General features: G+C 72.7%; 21 protein-coding genes. 7 read left to right on the top strand and 14 right to left on the bottom strand.

The features are described 5' to 3' along the window. Positions 1–67 precede the first annotated feature (67 nt). The 5 genes from hpf to mtrA form a co-directional block, all read right to left on the bottom strand. On the bottom strand, positions 68–781 hold the full coding sequence (gene hpf, locus SOM13_RS04880; protein WP_320479018.1) for a ribosome hibernation-promoting factor, HPF/YfiA family: 714 nt from the start codon (positions 779–781) through the stop codon (positions 68–70). A 155-nt stretch (positions 782–936) separates the two neighbouring features. Beyond that, entirely contained in the window at positions 937–1,584 is a 648-nt protein-coding gene (locus SOM13_RS04875; RefSeq protein WP_243213544.1) for a ComF family protein, read from the bottom strand. A 105-nt stretch (positions 1,585–1,689) separates the two neighbouring features. Beyond that, positions 1,690–3,378 (bottom strand): LpqB family beta-propeller domain-containing protein, encoded by a 1,689-nt coding sequence (locus tag SOM13_RS04870; RefSeq protein ID WP_320479017.1) that lies wholly within the window; start codon positions 3,376–3,378, stop codon positions 1,690–1,692. Next, the gene (mtrB, locus tag SOM13_RS04865) at positions 3,375–4,994 is read right to left on the bottom strand and encodes an MtrAB system histidine kinase MtrB (RefSeq protein WP_192058447.1); all 1,620 of its coding nucleotides are present in this window, start codon (positions 4,992–4,994) and stop codon (positions 3,375–3,377) included. The genes SOM13_RS04870 and mtrB overlap by 4 nt, the downstream gene beginning before the upstream one ends. Before the next feature lie 96 nt (positions 4,995–5,090). Next, on the bottom strand, positions 5,091–5,771 hold the full coding sequence (mtrA, locus tag SOM13_RS04860) for an MtrAB system response regulator MtrA (RefSeq protein WP_320476865.1): 681 nt from the start codon (positions 5,769–5,771) through the stop codon (positions 5,091–5,093). Between the two features lie 152 nt (positions 5,772–5,923). On the opposite strand from mtrA, the gene SOM13_RS04855 reads away from it, so the two are divergent. The 5 genes from SOM13_RS04855 (at position 5,924) to SOM13_RS04835 (ending at position 11,249) form a co-directional block, all read left to right on the top strand. Beyond that, the gene (locus SOM13_RS04855) at positions 5,924–7,081 is read left to right on the top strand and encodes a glycerophosphoryl diester phosphodiesterase membrane domain-containing protein (protein ID WP_243213548.1); all 1,158 of its coding nucleotides are present in this window, start codon (positions 5,924–5,926) and stop codon (positions 7,079–7,081) included. Beyond that, the gene (locus SOM13_RS04850; protein ID WP_243213549.1) at positions 7,078–7,749 is read left to right on the top strand and encodes a DUF4129 domain-containing protein; all 672 of its coding nucleotides are present in this window, start codon (positions 7,078–7,080) and stop codon (positions 7,747–7,749) included. The genes SOM13_RS04855 and SOM13_RS04850 overlap by 4 nt, the downstream gene beginning before the upstream one ends. Beyond that, on the top strand, positions 7,746–8,921 hold the full coding sequence (locus SOM13_RS04845; protein WP_320479016.1) for a DUF4350 domain-containing protein: 1,176 nt from the start codon (positions 7,746–7,748) through the stop codon (positions 8,919–8,921). Before SOM13_RS04850 ends, SOM13_RS04845 begins: the two co-directional genes overlap by 4 nt. A 79-nt stretch (positions 8,922–9,000) precedes the next feature. Beyond that, entirely contained in the window at positions 9,001–9,954 is a 954-nt protein-coding gene (locus SOM13_RS04840; RefSeq protein WP_192058458.1) for an AAA family ATPase, read from the top strand. Between the two features lie 2 nt (positions 9,955–9,956). After that, on the top strand, positions 9,957–11,249 hold the full coding sequence (locus SOM13_RS04835) for a DUF58 domain-containing protein (RefSeq protein WP_320479015.1): 1,293 nt from the start codon (positions 9,957–9,959) through the stop codon (positions 11,247–11,249). Here the strand turns inward: SOM13_RS04835 and SOM13_RS04830 are convergent. Further along, positions 11,246–12,241 (bottom strand): stage II sporulation protein M, encoded by a 996-nt coding sequence (locus SOM13_RS04830; RefSeq protein WP_320479014.1) that lies wholly within the window; start codon positions 12,239–12,241, stop codon positions 11,246–11,248. The genes SOM13_RS04835 and SOM13_RS04830 overlap by 4 nt on opposite strands. A gap of 18 nt (positions 12,242–12,259) precedes the next feature. Between SOM13_RS04830 and SOM13_RS04825 the strand changes: the two genes are divergently transcribed. Further along, complete coding sequence (locus SOM13_RS04825) at positions 12,260–13,144, top strand: RDD family protein (RefSeq protein ID WP_192058465.1); 885 nt, start codon at positions 12,260–12,262, stop codon at positions 13,142–13,144. A gap of 1 nt (position 13,145) precedes the next feature. Here the strand turns inward: SOM13_RS04825 and SOM13_RS04820 are convergent, their stop codons facing one another. From SOM13_RS04820 to SOM13_RS04810, 3 genes are all read right to left on the bottom strand, one after another. After that, a complete protein-coding gene (locus tag SOM13_RS04820; RefSeq protein WP_371740668.1) occupies positions 13,146–13,397 on the bottom strand; it encodes a metal-sensitive transcriptional regulator in 252 nt (83 codons plus the stop codon). A 153-nt stretch (positions 13,398–13,550) separates the two neighbouring features. Then, complete coding sequence (locus SOM13_RS04815; RefSeq protein ID WP_192058470.1) at positions 13,551–14,969, bottom strand: phosphomannomutase/phosphoglucomutase; 1,419 nt, start codon at positions 14,967–14,969, stop codon at positions 13,551–13,553. Next, on the bottom strand, positions 14,959–15,171 hold the full coding sequence (locus tag SOM13_RS04810; protein ID WP_192058472.1) for a DUF3499 family protein: 213 nt from the start codon (positions 15,169–15,171) through the stop codon (positions 14,959–14,961). The genes SOM13_RS04815 and SOM13_RS04810 overlap by 11 nt, the downstream gene beginning before the upstream one ends. Before the next feature lie 61 nt (positions 15,172–15,232). Between SOM13_RS04810 and SOM13_RS04805 the strand changes: the two genes are divergently transcribed. Continuing rightward, complete coding sequence (locus SOM13_RS04805; protein ID WP_192058474.1) at positions 15,233–15,682, top strand: metallopeptidase family protein; 450 nt, start codon at positions 15,233–15,235, stop codon at positions 15,680–15,682. A 22-nt stretch (positions 15,683–15,704) separates the two neighbouring features. Here SOM13_RS04805 and SOM13_RS04800 read toward each other — a convergent pair whose 3' ends face one another. From SOM13_RS04800 to manA, 5 genes are all read right to left on the bottom strand, one after another. Beyond that, on the bottom strand, positions 15,705–17,114 hold the full coding sequence (locus tag SOM13_RS04800) for a DUF5719 family protein (RefSeq protein ID WP_320479013.1): 1,410 nt from the start codon (positions 17,112–17,114) through the stop codon (positions 15,705–15,707). Continuing rightward, positions 17,107–19,950 (bottom strand): glycosyltransferase family 2 protein, encoded by a 2,844-nt coding sequence (locus SOM13_RS04795; protein WP_320479012.1) that lies wholly within the window; start codon positions 19,948–19,950, stop codon positions 17,107–17,109. The genes SOM13_RS04800 and SOM13_RS04795 overlap by 8 nt, the downstream gene beginning before the upstream one ends. A gap of 142 nt (positions 19,951–20,092) precedes the next feature. Next, complete coding sequence (locus SOM13_RS04790; RefSeq protein WP_192058482.1) at positions 20,093–20,410, bottom strand: WhiB family transcriptional regulator; 318 nt, start codon at positions 20,408–20,410, stop codon at positions 20,093–20,095. A gap of 172 nt (positions 20,411–20,582) precedes the next feature. Next, a complete protein-coding gene (galE, locus tag SOM13_RS04785) occupies positions 20,583–21,542 on the bottom strand; it encodes a UDP-glucose 4-epimerase GalE (protein WP_192058485.1) in 960 nt (319 codons plus the stop codon). A 73-nt stretch (positions 21,543–21,615) separates the two neighbouring features. Then, entirely contained in the window at positions 21,616–22,782 is a 1,167-nt protein-coding gene (gene manA, locus SOM13_RS04780; protein ID WP_192058487.1) for a mannose-6-phosphate isomerase, class I, read from the bottom strand. Positions 22,783–22,821 lie beyond the last annotated feature (39 nt).

Here is a 22,821-nt window from a genome sequence, read left to right as displayed (position 1 = left end):
GAGCCTCGTCGTCTCCGCAGAGCCGCGGCCGTGTCGGGGCCCGCTTCACGGGCCCCCGTGGGTCGGGTCAGCCGGCCAGACCCGCCCGGAGCGCCGTGGCGACCTCCTGCAGCTCGGGGGCCGACTGGTCGAGGCCGATGACGCCGTAGTCCCAGCCCTTCCGGCGGTAGACCACGCTCGGCCGATCGGTCTCGGAGTCGATGAAGAGATAGAAGTCGTGCCCGACGAGCTCCATGTAGTAGAGCGCATCGTCGACCGTCATGGGCGTCGAGGCGAACACCTTCGAGCGGATGACGACGGGGCAGTACTCCTCCTCCTCCTCGGCGGCCGAGGTCGCCGCGTCGTCGTCCGAGACGACCGCGACGGCGCCCGTGCGGACGGCGTCGAGGGTCTCGGCGGCGGCCGGCGTCACGCCGTGCGTGCTGAAGTCGGACGTCGCCGCCTCGTGCAGCGACGTGGGTCGGTGCTGACCCCGGTGCACCTTCTTGCGGTCTTTGGCCCGGCGGACCCGTTCGAGCAGACGCGCGATGGCGAGGTCGAACGCGACGTACTTGTCGCCGGCCGTCGACTCGGCGCGCACGAGCGGACCCGGTCCGATGAGGGTGAGCTCGACGCGGTCGTCTCCCGCCTGACCGCTCGACTTCTCGTGGTGCCTCGAGACCTTGATCTCGAGTGCCAGGGCTTTGGTGGCGAGTTGCGCCACCTTGTCGGCCTTGTCAGTGGCGTAGTCGCGGAAACGATCGGTGATCCCGACGTTTCGACCCGTGACGGAAATTTCCATGACGACCTCCTTTGGCTAAGACGTGCCGCCTGTCAGCCAGGCGAGTGTTCTTTCACGCCGTTTGCCCCACCGTAACCGTGACGGCCCCCGCCCGTCACCCCGTGTCCACCGAGTCGCCCGTTCTCCAGCGGATTCGAATGCCCTCTGTCGATCGGTCACAGCCGTCTCCCGGTGAGCGGCGTGGACGCCAGACAGGCGGCCCCGACGACGGTCGCCCCGTTCGTCACGAGCGCACGTTCCGCCTCGAGCAGCGTCGATCCGGTCGTGACGACGTCGTCCACGAGCAGCACGCGACGTCCTGTCAGATCGGCGGCAGCCCGGAGGCTGCCCAGTCGATCGCGGTGCCGCTGCACCCGGTCGCGGTGCTTCTGCGAACCGCCCGCACCGACGACGGACTTCAGGAGGCGCGGTGCGAGGACCAGCCCCGCCTCGCGGGCGAGCAGACCCACGGGATCGAACCCGCGCCTCCTGAGGCCCGCCCTCGAGGCGGGCACGGCGACGAGCAGCGGCGGCGCACCCGGCGGGCAGGCCTCGGCGAGCGCCGCCCGCAGAGCGGGGGCCAGCCATCGCGCGAGCCGGAGCCTGCCCTGCTGCTTGAAGGCGATGACCGCGCGGCGCACCTCGAACTCGTAGTCGAGTCCCGACACCACCCGGAGCCCGGTGACGAGGGTGCGCGATCGGACCGCCGGCTCCAGTCGCACGCGGCAGTCGGTGCAGAGTTCGACGTCGGGCGCAGCGCACCCCGCGCAGGCCACCGGGGACACGACGGACAGGGCCTCGCGGAGGGCGGTTCGAGTCGTCATGCCCCCAGCGTGCCCGGCCCGCCGGCGGGGTCCGCGCCGCGACGGGAGTCGTCCACAGCAGGCGCGGACCTCGGCCCGAAGGGGAGGAGAGGCGCCGGGTCGGGATCAGCGCTGGGTGCCGAGCAGATCGGCTCGGACGCCGCTGTCCTGCCAGCTGCTGCCGCGGGGCTCGAGAACGGTCCCGTCGGAGGTGCGGACCTGCAGACGGGCCAGACCGTTGCCGCCGACGATCGTGTCGGGGTCGCCGGGCGGCCTGCCCCGCGAGGTGGCCGGTCCGCCGACCTCGGAGACGGTGACCTGCGGTTCGTCGCCCGCTCGGGTGAGGACGGCGACCGACGACTGATCGGCCCAGGTCGCATCGACGGGCACCCCCGTGGGGGCCGCCAGCTCGAGCGCCTCGCCGAGGGCCGTGGGGATGCCGTCCGCGTCTCGGACGACGGCGGCGACGAGGATCCGCGCGTCGCCGTCGTCGTCGAGGAGGGCGAGGACGCGGGTGCCGTCGCGCGAGACGCGGAGGGCGACCACGTCGGCGCCGCCCGGCAGCGATGAGACGACCCGGTGCGACACGCCGTCGGCGCCGATGGCGCGGAGACCCTCGGGGTCGCTCTCGGGGACGCTCCAGACGAAGCCCCGGTCGTCGAGGGTCGGCGGCACGAGACCGGGACGCGCGTCGAGGAGGCGCGTGCTGCCGTCGGCCCTCGCGAGCACTGCCCCCTCCGGGGTCGCGACGGCGGCGGAGGACTGGTCTCCGGACAGCTCGACGGACGTCGCGCCGAGATCGGCCACGGCGGACGACAGCCCGTCGAGCTCGCTCACCGAGCTCCGCGACGCGAAGCCGAGGATCCCGTCGGCGACGACGAGGGGTCGCGCGTCGACGGTCGGATCTCTGAGGGGCGAGTCGGAGCCCAGGTCGGGCACCTCGAGCACCGTCGACTCGACGCTCAGCTCGACCCTGGTGATCGCCGCGACGCTGGAGAAGCTCGCCAGCAGCTGCGCCTGCATGCGGGCCCGGGCGTCCGCCCCGGCCCCGAGGGCGTCGGCCGTGAGGTCGACCCGTGCCGTGCCGTCCTCCACGGTGATGGCGGTGAGCGACAGCCTCGTGCCGTCGGGGAACGCCGAGACGACGGCGCCCTGCAGCCACGGCGACGGACCGGAGAGCAGCGCGCTGGCGATGCGCGTGCCCGTCGAGGAGCGCGCCAGGAACCACCGTTCGTCGGGGACCAGGTAGGTGAAGGTCGGGTCGTAGAAGTAGACCGAATGGGCGCGGAAGACCGACTGGAAGGTCGCCGGGGTGAGCACGATCCCGTCGGGCGCGTCGCTGAGGCGCCACTGGCCGTCCTCCTGCACGAACCGGTAGCCGAGGGTCGTCGGGACGGACGACGTCGCGGGGGCGTAGCGCCCGTCGTCGTCGACCGTCGCCGAGTCGACGAACGTGTAGTCGAGCTCGGTGTCCGAGACCCGGGTCGTGGTGCCCGTCCCCGGGCGGACGGTGACGCTCGCCCGAGGGTCCCAACCGTCGGCGAACCCCGTCGAGAGGAACTGCCGCGCGACGGCGTAGTCGTTCTGCGGCCCCGTGCCCGCGGCGAGGAAGCCGTTGAGGAGCTGCTCCTGCGAGCTGCCGACGGAGGGGCCGTTCGGCGTGTAGACGACGTCGCTGTCGACCACGTCGCTCGTGATGGGCTCGCCCTGCTGCACGGAGCCGCTGTCGGGGATCCCCGCGCAGCCGACGAGCACGGCGACGACCGAGGCGGCCACGGCGAGGGCCGCGGGGCGTCGGGAGATCCGACCGGTCATGAGAGTCCTTCCGGGCGGATGGGCAGGGGCCACGAGGCGACCGGCCGCCCGACGACGCGGGGCAGCGTCATGACGAAGCGGCTGCCCTCGCCGGGTCTCGACCACACGTCGATGCGCCCGCCGTGCAGCACGGCGTCCTCCAGGCTGATCGCCAGCCCGAGACCCGTGCCCCCGATCGTCCGACGGCGTGACGGGTCGGCCCGCCAGAAGCGGTCGAAGACGCGCTCGGCGTCGGCCTCGGTCATGCCCACCCCGTGGTCGTGGACGGCGATCGCGACGGAGTCCGGGTCGGAGTCGACCTCGACGGTGATCGGGCGCCCCTCACCGTGCTCGATCGCGTTGCCGAGCAGGTTGCGGAAGATGCGGCGGACGCGACGGGCGTCGACCTCCGTCTCGAAGTAGCCGCCCCGGGCGACGATCTCGATCTCGCTGCCCGTCTCGGCCGCCAGGGGCTCGTACTCGGCGACGCCGTCCTCGACGAGTCGCACGAGGGTGATGCGCTCGAGCTCGAGCTCGACGGCGCCCGCGTCGAACCGGGAGATCTCGAGGAGGTCGGCGAGGAGCAGTTCGAAGCGGTCCACCTGGGTGTGCAGCAGCTCGGTGGTGCGCGCGGCCGACGGGCTGAAGCCCTCGCGCTGGTCGTAGAGCACGTCGCCGGCGAGACGGATGGTGGTGAGCGGAGTCCGCAGCTCGTGCGACACGTCGCTGACGAAGCGCTGCTGCACCCTCGACAGCTCGGCGAGCTGCGAGATCTGCCTCTGCATGGCGTCGGCCATGCCGTTGAACGACCGCCCGAGCGTCGCCACGACGTCCTCGCCCTTCTCGGGGATGCGCTCCTCGAGATGACCGGCGGCGATCTTCTGGCTCGTCTCGGCCGCCACCCGCACGGGTGCGACGACGAGCCGGACGACGGCGTACGTGATGAGGGCGATCAGCGCGACGAGGGCGATCGAGCCGATGGCGAGGGTCCTCTGCATCAGGGCGAGGGTGGCCTCGGCGTCGCCGAGGTCGTACACGAGGTAGAGCTCGTACTGGCCCGCGGTGGGCACCTGCAGGGTCGAACCGACGGCGATCCCCGGCGCCGCGCCTCCTGAGGTCGACGCCAGCGACACCGACTGCAGGGCGAGCGACCCGGTGTCGGCGGCCACCTGCCGACGGAGGTCGGACGTGATGACGTCGGCAGGGAAGTCGGGGCTGGCGATGTTCTGGATGGTGCGGGCGGTGGTCTGGCCCGGCGTGCGGAGGATGGCGATGCGGGTGCCGCCCGGGCTCGACGTCGAGCCGAGGATCGCGCTCTGGGCCTCGTTCTGCAACGAGTCGAGCTCGACCTGGTCGGCGTCTTCGGTGGCCGTCGCCGAGTCGAAGATGCTCTGCGCCAGCAGGGTCGCCCGCAACGACTCGGACTGCACCTGGTCGCGGCGCTGATCGAACAGGTTCGCGCCGATGCTGACCGAGATCGACGCCGCGATGATCGACGCGCCCACCCCCGCGAGCACCACGGTGAGGGCGACGGTGCGGAGCTCGAGCGACGACCGCCAGACGTGGCTCAGCCGGCGACCCACGACGGCGAGCCGCCGGACCGTCGCCCCGGGGAGGGCAAGGCGCGGCGACGTCATCGCCCGGCTGCGCCCACGGGGACCCGGGGGCCCGTCGCGCCGGGTGAGCCCGCCGAGCTCGTGGAGCTCACGGGCGACCGCGACCCGTCCACGTCGTCACGCGCTCGAACCGGCCCGGTACCCCACGCCGCGCACGGTCGTGACGATGCGCGGGTTGTCGGGATCGTGCTCGACCTTGGCCCGGAGGCGCTGCACGTGGACGTTCACCAGGCGCGTGTCGGCCTTGTAGTGGTAGCCCCAGACCTGCTCGAGCAGCATCTCGCGCGTGAACACCTGCTGGGGCTTCGACGCGAGTGCGAGCAGCAGCTCGAACTCGAGCGGCGTCAACGGGATCGCCGTCTCGCCGCGTCGCACCTCGTGGGCGGCGACGTCGACCCGCAGGTCGCCGACGGCGAGGACGTCGTTGGTGGGCTCGGTCGCGGGGCGCAGGCGGGTGCGGATGCGGGCGACGAGCTCTTTCGGGTTGAACGGCTTGACCACGTAGTCGTCGGCGCCGCTCTCGAGGCCCTTGACCACGTCGACCGTGTCGCCCTTGGCGGTCAGCATGATGATCGGGACGCCGCTCTCGGCGCGGATCGCGCGGCAGACCTCGAGGCCGTCCATGCCCGGCAGCATCAGGTCGAGCAGCACGAGGTCCGGGCTCGAGTTGTGGAAGGCGTCGAGCGCCGCGCTGCCGTCGCTGCAGAAGTGGGGCTCGAACTCGTCGGCCCGGAGGACGATGCCGATCATCTCGGCCAGAGCGGGGTCGTCGTCGACCACGAGGATGCGCGGGGTCATGGTCTCCGTCTTCGGGATGGGCCGCTCGGAAGGCGGCACGTCGGATCAGATTACTGCAGGAGGCGCGCATCGGCTGGCACCCTCGCCTCCGCTATGGAAACATGGCGGGAGACGCGAGGACGACCTCGGCGGTGGACGACCCGGGGGGACGAATGACCGATCCGAACGACTGGGCGGCCCCCGGCGGCGCCGACGACGGCCCTCGCTGGGGCGAACGCGTCGCCCCCGAATCCGCACCGCTCCCCCCGCAGGCGGGCTGGACCCCTCCGGCCAAGCCCGGTCTCGTGCCGCTGCGCCCGCTCACCTTCGGCGAGATCCTCGGGGCGTCGTTCCAGGTCTTCCGACGCAACCCCCGGACGACGTTCGGCACGGCGCTGCTCGCCCAGGTCGTCGTCGCGATCGTCACGGCGGGGGCCGTCGGCGCCGCCACGTTCGCCGCCTTCGACCGGATCGAATCGGCCCGTCCCTCCGACCTCGAGACGGTGACTTCGGGCGCCATCGCCCTCATCCTGCTCTCGGCGCTCATCCCGGCCGCCCTGTCGCTCGTCGTGAGCTCGGTCCTCCAGGGGCTCTTCGTGCTCGAGACCTCGCGGCAGATCCGGGGCGAGCGTCTCCGACTGGGCGGTCTGCTCGCCCTGGCCAGGGGGCGCATCGGCGCCCTGATCGGCTGGTCGGCCCTCGTCGCCCTGGCGACGATCGTCGCCCTGGCGGTCGTCGCCGCGATCGTCACCCTCGGCGTCGTCATCGGGACGGGCCCCAGCATCGGAATCGGCATCGGCGCCGGTCTGCTCGCGGGGCTCGGAGCCACGGCCCTCGGTGTCTGGCTCACGGTGCGGCTGTGCCTCGTGCCGAGCACGCTGATGCTCGAGCGCACCACGCTGCGCACCGCGATAACCCGATCGTGGTCGCTCGTGCGCGGCGACTTCTGGCGGACCTTCGGCATCGTCGCTCTCGTCTTCGTCATGATCCAGGTCGCCGCGCAGGTGGTCGCGACCCCGTTCTCGATCCTGTTCGCCCTGCTCGGCGGCACCCTCGCGCCCACGGGCGACACCCTCGACCCGACCTCGCTCGTCGTCACGGGCATCGGCTACCTGCTGACCATCCTCGTGACCTCCGTGGTGACGGCGATCGGCTCGGTCGTCCAGGCCGCTTCGGTCGGTCTCGTCTACGTCGACCGCCGCATGCGTCTCGAGGGCCTCGATCTCGAGCTGGCACGGAGCATGGACGAGCGCGCCTCCGACCCGACCGGCCTCGACCCGTTCCGCACTCCGAGCGACGCGCACGACCACGCGGGGGCGTCCCCTCGGTGATCACGACGACGGTGTCGGCCGCCGCCCCGCTGCTGCCCGAGCCGGACGACGCCCGACGCGCGCTGCTCCGCGAACTGACCGGCGCCGACTACGTCGCCGCCCGACCGACCTGGCTCGACCGCGCGGCGCAATCCTTCTGGGACTGGATCGAGGGCATCCGGTTCGGCGGGGTCGACGGTGCACCGGCGGCCGGGCTCCTCGTCGCCCTGATCGTCCTGGTGGGCGTCGTGGTCGTGGTCTTCGTCGTCTACGGCAGACCCCGGCTCGACCGCCGGTCGGCCTCTTCGGGTTCCGTGTTCGGCGTCGACGACGAGCGCGACGCCGACACCCTGCGCCGCGCGGCCCGGGCGGCCGCCGCCCGAGGCGATCACGCGACCGCGATCGCCGAGGCGTTCCGCGGCCTGACGCGCGCACTCGTCGATCGAGGGCTGATCGAGACGTCCCCCGGCACCACGGCGAACGGCGTGGGCGAGCGCGCCTCGGCGGTGTTCCCCGAGCACGAGCGGGCCTCCAGGGCCGCGGCCCGGGCCTTCGACGAGGTCCGCTATCTGGGTCGCACCGGCTCCGAAGACGACTACCGGGCCGTCGCCGAGCTCGACCGGATCCTGTCGAGCGAGCAGCCCCCTGCACGGTCTGCCGGCCGCGACACGGTACGGGCGGACGCATGAGCGTCGTCACCCCCACGCTCGGGGCCCGACTGCGTTCGGCGCGGGTCTGGATCGCCCTGGCGGCGGTGGCCCTCGCGGGTGCGATCGTCGTCACCCTGCTCGGGGTCGGCGGCGGCACGGGCGGACGACCGCTCGGGCCCGAGAACGCCGCTCCGGCCGGGGCGAAGGCCGTCGTCGAGGTGCTCCGGGACGAGGGCGTCGGCGTGACGGTGACGACGTCGCTCGGCGACACCCTGTCGAGATCGACCGACCCGACACGCACCGCGATCGTCGTCGACGACGCCGACGGATTCGTCACCGACTCGCAGTGGGCCCGACTCGCCGGCACCGGGGCCTCGCTCGTGCTGCTCGCCCCCTCGCAGACCGCGCTCGACTCCATCGCGCCCGGGGTGACGGAGGCCGGTCCGTCCGACGACGACGTCGTGGCGCCCCGTTGCGACGTCGAGATCCTGTCGCGCGTCGACCGGGTCGACGCCGGCGGGGTCGCCTACGCGATCGACGACTCCGGCTCCCGCGACTCCGACACGGCCGCGTGCCTCCCGACCGATGCCGGCCTCGGCCTCGTCGAGCTCGCCGGGCCCGACTCGACGGTCACGGTCGTCGGCGCGACCACGGCGCTCACCAACGAGGAGGTCGGCTCGGACGACAACGCCGCCTACGCCCTCGCGCTGCTCGGCGGCTCGCCCGAGCTCGTCTGGTACCTGCCGAGCGCGACCGATCTGCCCGAGGGCGAGGGCACGCTCGCCACGCTCACCCCGTCGTGGGTCACCCCGGCGCTCGTCGTCCTGCTGCTGACCGGCGTCGCCGCCATGGTCTGGCGGGGCCGCCGCCTCGGCCCCCTCGTCGTCGAGCGGCTGCCGGTCACGGTGAAGGCCGCCGAGACCACCGAGGGGCGGGCACGGCTGTACGAGAGATCCGGCGACCGACGGCACGCCCTCGACCAGCTGCGCATCGGGACGCTGGGTCGCCTCGCACGCGTCACCGGGCTGGCCGCCGGCGCGTCGGTCGACGAGATCGTCGACCGGGTCGCACCGCTGGTCTCGGCCCCGCCGGCGGCGCTCCGCCACGTCCTCCTCGACGCCGACCCGGCCGACGACCGCGAGCTGCTCTCGCTCAGCGACGCGCTCCTCGATCTGGAGCGGGCCGTGCGGGCGGCGGTGGCTCCCTCGTGACCGGCGCCGCGCCTCCTCGGCTTCCCCCCGCGCCTCCCCCATCCGCAGACGACCACCACCACCCGGAGAAGAGCACGACATGACCTCAGACCTCCAGCAGACCTTCTCGCGAGTCCGCGTCGAAGTCGGCAAGGCCGTCGTCGCCCAGGACGGCGCCGTGACCGGTCTCATCGTCACGCTGCTCGCCCAGGGGCACGTGCTGCTCGAGGGCGTGCCCGGCGTCGCGAAGACCCTGCTCGTGCGCGCCCTCGGCCACTCGATGTCGCTCGACACCTCGCGCGTGCAGTTCACCCCCGATCTGATGCCCGGCGACATCACGGGCTCGCTCGTCTACGACGCGAAGGCCGGCGAGTTCGAGTTCCGACCGGGGCCCGTCTTCACGAACGTGCTCCTGGCGGACGAGATCAACCGGACGCCGCCGAAGACCCAGTCCGCGCTGCTGGAGGCGATGGAGGAGCGCCAGGTCTCGGTCGACGGGGTCAGCCGTCCCCTCCCGACGCCGTTCATCGTGGCGGCGACGATGAACCCGATCGAATACGAGGGCACGTACACGCTGCCCGAGGCGCAGCTCGACCGCTTCCTGATGAAGCTGACCCTCGATCTGCCCCCGCGCGACGCCGAGGTCGAGGTGCTCGGTCGACACGCGGCGGGCTTCTCGCCCCGCGACCTGCGGGCGGCGGGGGTCACGCCCGTCCTCGGCCCCGACGACCTCGCCCGGGCCCAGGCCGAGGTCGGAAGGGTCGGAGCCTCCCCCGACGTGCTCGCCTACATCGTCGACCTGGCCCGCGCGACCCGTGAGAGCCCGTCGGTCGTCGTCGGCGTGAGCCCGCGCGGCTCGACCGCACTGCTCGCGGCGGCGAAGGCCTGGGCCTGGCTGACGGGCTTCGACCGCATCACCCCCGACCACGTGCAGGCCATGGCGCTGCCGGTGCTCAGGCACCGGCTGAAGCTGCGCCCCGAGGCCGAGCTGGAGGGCGTCGACGCCGACAGCGTCGTCCGATCGGTCCTCCAGCAGGTCAGGGTGCCGATCTAGCCATGGCCGTCACCGGATGGTTCGTCGTGCTCGTCGCCCTCGGGGTCGTGCCCGTCATCGCGACGGAGAGCCCCTGGGCGCTCGTCGTCTGGCTCGTCGTCGTCGGGGCCCTGACCGCGCTCGACGTCGCCCTCGCGGGGTCGGCGCGAGCCCTGGGCCTCCATCGGAAGCTGCCCGGGCCGATCCGGCTGGGCGAGAGCACGACGGCCCGCCTGACGATCTCGAACGACGGACGTCGGACCATCCGCGGGCAGCTGCGCGACGCCTGGCAGCCCTCGGCGGGCGCCTCGCTGACCCGACGTCGTCTCCACCTCCGACCGGGGGCGGCCACGACGTTCACGACGACGCTGACCCCGTTCCGCCGCGGCGAGCGGCTCGCCGACTCCGTGACCCTCCGCACCGTCGGCCCCCTTCGGCTCGCGGGCCGCCAGGCGACTCACGCCGTGCCCGGCTCGGTGCAGGTGCTGCCGCGCTTCTCGTCGCGCAAGCACCTGCCGTCGAGGCTGGCCCGTCTCCGCGAGCTCGACGGTCGCACGAGCGTGATGATCCGCGGGCAGGGCACCGAGTTCGACAGTCTCCGCGAGTACGTGCGCGGCGACGACGTGCGGTCGATCGACTGGCGCGCGACGGCCCGGCGCGACGAGGCCGTCGTCCGCACCTGGCGACCCGAGCGCGACCGTCGGGTCGTCATGATCGTCGACAGCGGCCGCACCTCCGCCGCCCGGATCGACGACGAGCCCCGCCTGGACACCGCGTTCGAGTCGGCGCTGCTGCTCGGCGCCCTGGCCTCCCGAGCGGGCGACCGGGTCGATCTCGTGGTCGTGGACCGCCGGGTCCGGGCCAGGGTGCAGGGCACCACCGGGCCCGCCCTGCTGTCGTCCATGGTGACCGCCATGGCGCCCCTCGACCCCGAACTGGTCGAGACCGACTGGGCCGCCCTGCCGGGCATCGTGCGATCGGTCACCACGCAGCGCGCGCTCGTCGTGATCGCGACGACGGTCGACAGTCCCGGCTCCGCGCGGGCGCTGCTCGCCGCCCTCCCCCAGCTGACCCGGCAACACCTCGTCGTGGTGGCCTCCGTGGCCGATCCCGCGCTCGAGGCGCTGAGCGTCGACCACAGCTCCCGCGACGCCGTCTACCACGCGGCCGCCGCCGAGCGCGCCCGCCTCGACGGCGCGAGAGTCCGGACGGCTCTGCTCCAGTCGGGCGCCGACGTCGTGATGGCCGCCCCGGCCGACCTGCCGCCCGCTCTGGCCGACCGGTACCTCGCCCTGAAGGCCGCGGGGCGGCTCTAGGCCGAGACGAGGCGGGTCGCGCCGGCCTCGAACTCGTCGAGGTCGCCGGTCTCGCCCGCCCGGTGGGCACGACCGCCCAGCACCCACTGGTAGGCCAGGAACGCCAGCAGGGCGATCGTCCCGATGCCGATCTTCACCGGCCAGGGCCAGGCCTGACGGGTCACGAACCCCTCGATGACCCCGGACACGAGCAGGGCGAGCACCAGCCCGACGGCGATCGTGATGAGGGCCCGACCGTCTTCGGCCAGTGCCTGACCCCTGGTGCGGGCGCCCGGGGCGACCCAGGACCAGAAGATCATGAGCCCGGCCGCGGCGGCGACGAAGATGCTGTAGAGCTCGAGCTGGCCGTGGGGGGCGATGTACAGGAAGAAGTAGTCGAGCCGACCCTGATCGGCCATGATGCCGGCCGAGACCCCCAGGTTCACGGCGTTGCCGAACACGACGTAGGGCACCCAGACGCCGGTGATGCCGAAGGCCACGCACTGGGCGGCGATGTAGCCGTTGTTCGTCCACACCTGCCCCGTGAACGAGGTGGAGGCGCTCTCGGAGTAGTACTGCACGAAGTCCTGCTCGGCGAACTGGCGCCGGAACTCCTCCGACCCGAACGACGCCAGGACGGCCGGGTTCTGCGCCGCCCAGACGGCGAACACGGTCGCCACGATCGCGGTCGCCAGCGCCACCGCGATCGACGCCCAGCGGACCCGGTAGAGGGCCGCGGGCAGCTGCGCCCAGAAGAAGGTCGGCAGCTGCCGGAGGACGTTCCGACCCGCGCCGGTGAATCGCAGCCGGGCATGCGACAGGGTCATCGACAGCCGGTCGGCGGCCGGCGAGTCGCCGGTGGCCGTCGTGAGCGCAGACAGCTCGCCGGCACCGGACTGGTACAGCGCGACGAGCCGGTCCGCCTCGTCGCCCGTGAGTCGCCGACGGCGCGCCAGACGGTCGAGCTCGGCCCAGTCGTGACCGTGGGCTGCGGCGTAGGCGTCGATGTCCATTCTGATTAGATACTAGGCATGCCTCGCCGCACGCCACCACGCGCCTCCCCGGTGGCCCTGCGCGCCGACCAGGTCGAGACGTTCACGGCGGGCGGCGACGAGCTCGTGACCGGCGAGGCCGTGGCCCTCGACCTCCGCCCCACGAGCATCGTCCTGCGGGGTGCGGGCGTGATCATCGACTACCTCGTGTACGCGACCTCGGTCGTCGGGCTGATCGTCCTGGTGGGGCTGCTGAACGAGGCGGGCGTGCTCGACGACGCGCTCTCGCAGGCCTTCGTTATCGGCTCCGTCGCTTTCGGCCTCATCATCGTCCCCGCCGTCGTCGAGACGGTGTCGCACGGTCGCTCGCTCGGGCGCCTGGTCGTCGGCGCCCGGATCGTCCGAGTCGACGGAGGCGCGATCGGCTTCCGGCACGCCCTCACCCGGTCGCTCGTCGGGCTGCTCGAGATCGTCCTCACGACCGGGGGGCTCGCGGTCGTGGTCGGCCTGCTCAACGGCTCGTCCCGACGTCTCGGCGATCTGATGGCGGGCACGTACAGCCGCAACGAGAGACTGGCCAGAGACAGCCGCGTCATCGCCGTGATGCCGCCCGAGCTCGCCGGCTGGGCCTCGATCGCCGACGTCGCCCGGCTGCCCGAGGGCACGGCCCGACGGGTCGCCGCGTTCGTGCAGCAGGGCTCGCGCCTCATCCCGTCGAGTCGGCTCCGGGTGGCCGCCGAGCTCGCCGACGAGGTCCGGGCCCACGTCTCGCCGGTGCCCGACGTGGATCCCCAGCTCTGGTTGACCGCAGTCGCGGTGCTCCGCCGCGAACGTGAGTCGACCGCCCTCGCCCGCGAGGCCGCGACGCTGGCCCGTCTCGAACCGGCCCTGACCGGCACCGTCCCCGGGTTCCCCCGGCGCTGACCTACGAGCGGACGAGACGCGCGATGGCCGCCGAGGCCTCGCGGATGCGCTGATCGGCGATCTCGCCGCCCTCTCGGGCCGCCTCGGCCACGCAGTGCGCGAGATGGTCGTCGAGGAGCTGCAGGGCGACCGTCTCGAGCGCCTTGGTCGCCGCGCTGACCTGGGTCAGCACGTCGATGCAGTAGGTGTCGTCGTCGACCATCCGCTGGATGCCCCTGACCTGCCCCTCGGCGCGACGCAGGCGCTTGAGGATCTGCTCCTTGTCGCCGCTGTAGCCGACGTGCTGTGCCGGGCTGGCGGTCTCGTGGTCCGTCACCGCGCCTCCTCGTCCATCGATCACCGGGTGGGGCGAGCGGGCCGGCGGGCCCGCCGCACCCGACCGGCGGATACCCCCTGGGGGTACAGACTAACCGCGGATGAGGCGCAGCACGTCGTCGCGGACGCGGATCATCTCGGGCTCGGTGGCCGCCTCGGCGTTGAGACGCAGCAGCGGCTCGGTGTTCGAGGGGCGCACGTTGAACCACCAGAAGCCGCCCTCGTCGGACGCGCCGTTCACCGTGAGACCGTCGAGCTCGTCGAAGTCGCCGACCCCCGCGTAGGCGTCGACGATGCGCGCGTAGGCGGCGGGCACGTCGGTGACCGTCGAGTTGATCTCGCCGCTCGCCGAGTACGGCGTGTAGCGGTCCGTGAGCGTCGACAGCGGCTCGCCCTGCGAACCGAACTCGGCCAGCACGTGCATGGCGGCGAGCATGCCGTTGTCGGCACCCCAGAAGTCGCGGAAGTAGTAGTGCGCCGAGTGCTCGCCGCCGAAGATCGCGCCGGTCTCGCGCATCTCGTCTTTGATCAGCGAATGCCCCACCCGGGTGCGGACCGGCGTCGCGCCCGCTGCCTCGATGGCCTCGGGCACGGCCCGCGAGGTGATGAGGTTGTGGATGACGGCAATGTCGGCGTCGGGCTCGAGGGCCCGTACGCGCGCGATCTCGCGCACCGCGACGATGGCCGCCACAGCCGACGGGGTGACCGCGTCGCCGTTCTCGTCGACGACGAAGCAGCGGTCGGCGTCGCCGTCGAAGGCGAGCCCCAGGTCGGCGCCGTGCTCGACGACGGCCTTCTGCAGGTCGACGAGGTTCGCGGGCTCGAGCGGGTTCGCCTCGTGGTTGGGGAACGTGCCGTCGAGCTCGAAGTACATCGGCACGATCTCGATCGGCAGCTCGGCGAGCCCCGCGGCGGTGCCGAGCACGGCCGGGACGGTCAGCCCGCCCATGCCGTTGCCCGCGTCGACGACGACCTTGATCGGCCGGATGGTCGACAGGTCGACGAGTCGACGGAGGTACGCGGCGTAGTCGCCCAGCGCGTCGTACTCGCGGATCCCGCCCGGCTCGGCGACGGCCTCGATGCCGCCGTCGAGATACGAGGAGGCGCGGTCGCGGATCGACGCCAGTCCGGTGTCGAGACTGATGCCCTGGGCACCCGCACGGCTCATCTTGATGCCGTTGTAGCTGGCCGGGTTGTGGCTGGCCGTGAACATCGCGGCCGGAGCCGACAGCGAGCCCGAGGCGAAGTACGACTCGTCGGTCGAGCAGAGCCCGAGCGCGACGACGTCCGCGCCACGGGCGCGAGCCCCCCGGGCGAAGGCGGCGGCGAAGGCGGGCGAGGAGTCGCGCATGTCGTGGCCGACGACGAGCTCGGAGCCGGCGGCCTCGATCTCGTCGGCGAAGGCCGCACCGAAGGCCTCGACGACCTCGTCGGTCAGCTGGCTGCCGACGAGCCCCCTGACGTCGTAGGTCTTCACGAAGGCGGTGAGGTCGGGGCTCTCAGATGTCATTCCCCAAAACTACCCGGCGCAGGACCTCCCACCCCTGCGGAACCGACAACGTCGATGCGTGTCGCTCGCAGAGGTCGTACCCGTGGGGTTCGACGACGCCGCTCAGCGGGCCGACGACCACCATCTGGTCGGAGTACACGTATGTCAGGGTCGCCGCCGCCTCGCGGTGGCAGGTGACCTTGCTGCAGGGACGCGCGTTCATCGGACACGAGACTAGTGCGTACCGCCGGGGGCAGATCCGCGCCGCGGGCTAGCATGACGGGATGGCCAGGCCACATCACGTCCGCGTCACCGATCGCTCGCGTCACCGCGACCGTCACGGACGGGGGCTCCGTTCGTCGGCGGCCGGTCCGCATCTGCCGTTCCTCCGCACGCGGGTGGACCTGTTCGACGACATCGTCGCCTCGACCGCCGACTACCTGCGCGAGCTCTGGCCAGACGAGCTCGAGGGCGTGACCTTCGAGGTGGCCGGTCTTCCGGCCGAGCCCGATCGGACCCGCGTCGAGCGCTGGCTCGTCGACCGCCAGGCCCGCCGGGTCCTCCTCTACCGTCTGCCGATCGAACGACTCGCGCCCGCGCACGAGCACCGGTCCTCGCCCGACGGCGACTGGGACCACCGGGTGCTCGTCGAAGGCCACGTGTTCCGCGCCGTGGCCGAACTGCTCGGCAAGGACCCGTGGGAGCTCGCGCCGGACCGCTGGCGCGACCAGTGAGCGACCCCGCCCCGCGTCGACCTCAGGGGTAGACGGTGACCGGCGACGACGCAGGCAGCGGCGAGACGACGGGCCACGCCGCGACCGCTCCGTCCGCTGAGAAGCTCATGCCCGCACGGAGCCCGTCGGCGCCCGTCAGCAGCACCGACTGCCCCGCTGACACGGCGAGGGTCGCGCTGCCGGTCGCCGGCACCTCCACGACCCGATCCTCGCCGTCGACGCTCACCGTCGCCGAGACGGCGTCGTCCGTCGGGTTCGCCAGGGTGAGACCCGCGCCCTCGCCCTCCGGCACCGACAGGAGGGTGCTGCCGGACAGGGCCGGCGCCGAGGCCGCCCATGACACGTCGACGGCGCCGTCGGCGGACAGCGCCGAGGTGCGGACGGCGCTCACGACCGGGACGTCCGACGTGATGGTCGCCGTGTAACGGCCGTCCGCCAGGCCGTCGATCGGCACGTCCGTCACGAGACCGGACTCGACTCGCGTGTCGAAGGACGTGCCGGTGCCGTCGTCCGAGGCGATGCGCACGGATACCAGCGCCGCCGAATCGCCCGGCGCGAAGAGACGCAGGGCGCTCTGCAGATCGCCGGCGGCCGGGTCCGCCAACGCCGCCTCGAGGGTCTCGCCCCCGCGGACGATGATCCCGGGGACGACCGAGGTCGTGCTGGGTCCCGCCGCTCCGCTGATGATGTCCACCCCGCCCGGATCGAGCGTCCGGACGATCGACTCCTGCATCGACGCGACGATCTGGCCGCCGCGGCTGGTGACGTGCACGACCGGGGAGAGGAGTCCCGTCGAGAAGCCGGAGAGCGGGATGACCCGCTGACTGCGCGGGCCCACCACGATGCCCTCGATGCCGGGGCCCTGGACGGGGCCGTTCTCGGCGGAGATGTCGAGGTCGATCGTGGAGTTGACGTCGCTCGGGTTGACGAGGGTGATCAGCGAGACGCGACCGGTCTCGGTCGACCCGCCGACCAACCACGTCGAGCTGCTGGGCTCGGTGCACGGGGCACTGGCGAATCCGACGAGATCGTCGGAGGCGACCGCCTGGCTCTGCGCCGCCGCGACGAGGGGGACGTCGTCTCCTGCCAGAGGCGCGGTCACGAGCAGAGGGTCGGAGCTGCTGCCGTCCGCGCCGGCGAGCGTCGTCGTCGATTCGTCGTCGTCGCTCGAGGACGTGACGACCTGCGCACTGTCGACGGCGCTGGCGGTCGTCGCCTGCTGCCCCTCGGCGTCGGAGAGCCTGAGCACGCTGCCGCCGCAGACCCGCTGCGGGTCGAGGGGCACGGGCGTGACGACCTGACCGGCCGGAGTCGCCTCGAGACTCGGCAGGGGCAGGACGGTGGCGGCAGTCACGACGGCCACGCCGACGGCGATGCCCACCACCCCCACGATGATGCGCCCGGTGGTCGAGGCGACGGATCGCTCAGTCATCTCTCTCCTCGTCGAAGGTGGTGGCGGGCTGCTCGGCCTCGGGTGTCCCGGCACGGCTGCGGCGACGACGCGGAGTCGTCGGAAGCGCCAGCAGGAGGGCCGAGCCGAGCACGAGGGCCCAGGTGACCAGGACGATCACGCCGAGCGGACCGCCGTCGGGGTGCGGCTCGCGCTGGTCGGTCGAGTCGATGTAGCGCCAGAGCAGACCGTTGCTGGTGTCGCCGACCGGCAGGAACGCCGCGTCGGCGTCGAGGGCCTCGCTCGATCGCTGGGCCAGAGCCGAGGAGTCCGGATCGTCGGCGCCCTCGGTCAGCAGCACGAAGCCGATGCCCTGGCGCGCGAGGTCGTCGGAGGGGTCGAATCCGCTCCGGCTCACCAGGTTGCCGGCGAGGACGGTGAGGTCGTCGGTGGTCGAGGTGAGACTCTGCGCCGTCGAGTCGAGGGACGACTGGTCGTCGAGGGTGGACCCCTGCCCGTGCTCGAGCGAGACCGCCAGCGAGCCGTCGGGCTGCGGCGTCAGCACCAGGGTTCCGATCTCGGGTGACGCCTCGGCTTCCGCCGTCACGTACGCGGACAGGATCCGCCCGGTGCTCGAGCGGATGTCCGCCGCGCCCGAGAGCGAGCCGATCACCACGGGAACGGCCGCGACGACCGCGAACACCGCGACGACGACACCCGACGCGGGTGCGATCCGGGGCAGTCGATCGAGCGTGACCGAGGCCGCGCCGATCAGACCGAGCAGGTAGAGGCTGAGCGCCCCTCCGGCCCAGATCGTCGTGCTCTCGCTGCCGACGCCGATGATCGACAGCTGCGTCGCCGCCACGGCCGTGAGGTAGCCGGCCAGCGCGATGACGAGCGCGGGCACGGCACGGGTGCGCGAGCCGACGAAGGGCGAGGCGAGCGCGAGGAGCGCGAGGGGCACGAGACCCACTGCCACGATGATCGCGAGCGTCCCGCCCTGGACGCCCGACCCACCGAGGAGGGCGGTCCATCCGTTCAGACCGGTCTCGGGAGAGCCGAGCAGGAGCTGGAGGGGCGACGCGGGATCCGTCCGGGTGGGGACTCCGGGGTCGGCGAGGAGGGCCCACCACGTGCCGCGCATCGTCTGGACGATCGCCAGCGGGGCGAACAGCACCACGGCCGGCAGGGGGATCGCCAGCATGCGGTGGATCCCCCTCGGCCGGGTCGCGAGCGATCCGATCCAGAGGAGGAGCAGCGCCGGCAGGAGGACGGGTGCACCGGCCGCGACGAGCGCGAAGAGCAGCGACGCGGCCGCCCCCGAGGCCCAGGAGCGCGCTGCTCCGATGAGCGCCCAGATGAAGAACGGCAGCGCCATGTGCGCGACGACCGCTCCGAGGTGCCCGGTCTGGAGTGACGAGAACAGGGGCGACGACACGGCGTAGAGCGCGGCCGCGACGGCGGGGACCCACGAACGCGTCGTGATTCGCCGGGCGACGAAGAAGGTGCCGATCGCGGAGACGGGCGCAGCGACGAGGTAGACGGCGAGCACCGACGTCGACGGAGACCAGAAGGTGGCCGTCCCGAGGAGCGCCACGACGAGGGCGAACGGGTCGGACGGACCGACGAAGCCGGCGCCGATCTCGCGCCAGCCCCAGCCGACGGACTTCCAGAGCTCTCCGACGGTGGTGCTCAGCGGCAGGAGTCCGCCGCCGGTCATCGCGGGCTCGCGCACCAGCCGGAGGAACGCGACCACGCTGACGACGGCCGTGGCGACGACGACCCACAGTCCGCCCGATCCGATGAAGCTGGCCCTCGGGTCGGCGGAGTCCTCGCCCCGGGCGACCAGGGCGTCGCGCTCGTTCACCCGACGCTCGCGCACCTGGTTGTAGCTGGCCCGCAGGGGTTCGACGGCCGACCACGACACCGTCCTGGTCCGGTGCAGCGCCCGGCGTGCGGCGGGCACGCGCCCTCCCCCGAAGGCCACGCGCAGAGCGGTCGAGAACTCGCCGAGGACCGCACCGGGGTTCTTGGTGAGGAGGTGCCAGACGCTGCGGACGACGGCCAACGGGACGAGGCTGAGCCAGTGCAGGGGCAGTGCGGCGAGAGGTGCGTAGACGAGGCGTCGGTGGAGCTGCGCCGCCCGACGCAGCCGGGCCCGACGAGCCTGCCCGCCGTGCGACTGCCCGAAGTCCTCCGGATTGCCCGCGCTGCTGACGTGCGCGGCGGGGACGGCGATCACCCGGTGTCCGGCGAGTCTGGCGCGCACCGAGAAGTCGAGCGACGCGTCGACGTGCGGCAGACCCGGGTCGAACCCGCCGAGAGCGTCCCAGACGCTCCGCCGCACGAGCATGCCGCCCCCGGCGACGCCGAGGACGTCGTCGTGGAAGTCGTGCTGCCCCTGATCGAGCTCGTTCTCGACGAGCGGCATCGACGCCCCGTAGCGCGTCATGGTCTCGCCGAACTCGGCGATCGTGCCCGGCTCGTCCCAGCGCATCAGCTTCGGACCGGCGACCGCCACGGAGGGAGCCACCTCGACCGTCGCCATCAGACGCTCGAGCGCGTCGTGCTCCGGCGCGTTGTCGTGCCCGAGGAACCACAGCCATTCGTCGTGGGTGTCGTGCGGGGCGTCCGACGTCGGGCCCGACACGCGGACGCCGTGAGCGAGGGCCTCGCCGAACGTCCGGGCCGCGGGGACGCTGGTCAGCTGGGCGGCGCCGCTCAATGACAGGCGGCCCGCCGCCGAGTCCGGTCCACCGGTGTCGACGACCACGAGGGCCTCGGGCGGTCGCGTCTGACGCGACAGACCCTCGAGGGTTCGGTCGAGGTAGGTCGCCCCACCGGGGGCGACGAGGATCGCTGTGACTCTCGGCTGCATGACCTGTGCAGCCTAGGTCGAGCCTCGCACCTCCGTCGACCGGCGCGCCGGTCCCGGCGCACCTGTGAACCACCCATGACCGGGTACGACGACGGCGTGCCGCCCGTTCGGGGAGCACGCCGTGATGTCGAGGAGGCGCGGGTCAGGCCTGCTTGCGGAGCTTCCGCCGTTCGCGCTCCGACAGACCACCCCAGATGCCGAAGCGCTCGTCGTTCTGGAGGGCGTACTCGAGGCACTGGGCCTTGACGTCGCACGAGGCGCAGATCTTCTTGGCGTCGCGGGTGCTTCCGCCCTTCTCGGGGAAGAACGCCTCGGGATCGGTCTGCGCGCAGAGCGAGTCGGCCTGCCAGGCGAGCTGGTTCTCTTCGTCGTCGACCTGGTTCTTGCGCACGCCGGGGACGCCGAGCAGGACCGGGTCGACGTGCCAGTCGTCGGGTACTCCGACACGGGTGTCGTTCATCGTCACAGCACATCTCCCCTCGTCGTCGTCGCCCCCTGAACGGCTGCGATGGGGTCAATTACACCGGTGTAATTCGGCCACGTCAAGTCAGGGCCCAATAAACCCTGAACCCCTCATCGAGGGTCAAGCGGGCCCCGGCGTGTCGGGGTACGGTTCGGCTCGTCGCGCCGGCTCAGGCGCGCGGGGCGGCGGCCCAGGCGCTCGAGACCATGTCGAGCAGACTGTGTCGCATCGTCCAGTCGAGGTCGCGGGCCGCGAGTGCGCCGTCGGCGACGATGCGATCCGGATCGCCTGCGCGCCGAGGGGCGACCTCGGGCGTGAAGTCGATGCCGGTGCCCTCGCGCATGGCGTCCATGATCTCCCGGACCGACACCCCGCCTCCCGAACCGAGGTTGTAGGCGGGCTCGACCGGCTCGCCCGCGTCGAGGCGTCGAGCGGCGGCCACGTGCGACACGGCGAGGTCGGCGACGTGCACGTAATCGCGCACGCAGGTGCCGTCGGGCGTGGCGTAGTCGTCGCCGTTGATGCGCGGCGTGCGACCCGCGGCGAGCGCGTCGAACACGAGGGGGAAGAGATTGTGCGGGCTGGCGTCGTACAGCTCGGGGTGTCCGGAGCCGACCACGTTGAAGTAGCGGAGGCTCGTGTGACGGAGTCCGGTCGCCACCGCCTGGTCGCGCAGCAGCCACTCGCCGATCAGCTTGCTCTCGCCGTACGGCGAGGCGGGGGCCTTGGGGGTGTCCTCCGTGACGAGCTCGGTGGGCGGGGTGCCGTAGACGGCGGCGCTCGACGAGAACACGATGCGATCGACGCCGTTCCCGGTCATCGCCTCGAGCAGGCGCTGCGTGCCCGTCACGTTCTGGTCGTAGGTGTGCAGCGGACGCTGGACGGACACACCGGCGTACTTGTAGCCCGCGACGTGGACGACGCCGGTGACGCCGTGGCGGGCGATCGTCTCGGAGACGAGGTCGCCATCGAGGATCGACCCCCGGACGAACGGCACCCCCTCGGGCACGAACGACTCGATGCCCGACGAGAGGTCGTCGAGCACGACCGCGTCGATCCCCGCCGACCGGAACTCGCGGACGACATGGGATCCGATGTAGCCGGCGCCGCCGGTGACCAACCAAGACATGGGGCAACTCTAGTCAGCGACGGGGGCGCCGCCGCGGCGGCTCGCTCGCACCGAGGAGGCGCGGGTCGACGGCTCAGGCGGGGGTCGCCACGTAGAGGGTCCCTCCCCCGGTGACGGCCAGCCGGACCTCGTCGGGTGTGACGAACGCGGACTCGCCGGTCGCGAGGCGGATGCTGCCGTCCTGACCCTTCACCTGCACCTCGCCCTCGGTGACGAGCATGATGCTCGGTCCGCCGATCTGCACGACCGCGCCCGCGCCTCCGGCGTCCACCCGGAGGAGGGCGAAGCCGACGCCCGTCGGGTCGAACCGCTCGACCCCGCGCGCGGTCTCGACCGGACGGAGGTACGGGACCGGCAGCGGGTCGAAGTCGAGCACCTCGAGCAGCTCGGGGACGTCGACGTGCTTCGGGGTGAGGCCGCCGCGGAGGACGTTGTCGGACGGCGCCATCAGCTCGACCCCGAGACCCCCGAGGTACGCGTGCACGTTGCCCGCCGGGAGGAAGAGCGCCTCGCCACGGGAGAGGGTCACGTGGTTGAGGAGCAGCGAGACGACGACGCCGGGATCGCCGGGGTAGCGACCGGAGAGGTCGGCGACGGTCGCGATCGAGGGCGACGGGTCGGCCACGCCCTGCGCGAGCTCGGAGACGTCCGCGACGATCCGAGCAGAGTCGTCGGAGCCGTCGAACAGCCGCGTCAGAGTCGTCTCGAGCGACGTCTCGATCATGCCGCGGAGCGTCGACAGCCGGCCGGTGCCGCCGTCGAGGGCATCGACGTCGGCGACGGTCTCGGCCAGGGTGCGGAAGCCGCAGAGCGCCTCGAACGCGTCGCTGAGAGCGACGATGATCTCGGGCTTCGGGAACGGGTCCTTGTAGTTGCGCGACGGCGAGTCGAGGGGCACGCCCGCCTCGTTCTCGGCGGCGAAGCCGGCCCTCGCCTGCTCGGGGGTCGGGTGCGCCTGGATCGACAACGGGGAATCGGCGGCGAGGACCTTCAGGAGGAACGGCAGCTCGGACCGGCCACGGCCGAGGGCGCGATCCGGCTCGGCGGCGAACCAGTCGGCCAGCGTGTCGGCCCCGCCCACGACGGCCGGGTTGACGACGACGCTCGGCGAGCCGGCGTGGGCCCCCAGCCACAGCTCCGCCTCGGGTCGCCCGGACGGTCGGCGCCCGAGCAGCGTCGAGATCGCGGTGGTCGAGCCCCATGCGTAGTCGCGGGGCGTGTTGGTGATGGCCAGGAACATGCTCTACCTGCTTGTCGAGTGGAGGGCTTGGGGCCCCTC

It is taken from the genome of Frigoribacterium sp. CFBP9030 (assembly GCF_034045195.1).
GTDB lineage: Bacteria > Actinomycetota > Actinomycetes > Actinomycetales > Microbacteriaceae > Frigoribacterium.
The sequence above is the reverse complement of the archived record's forward strand: the minus strand, read 5'-3'. Positions and strand labels throughout refer to the sequence as shown.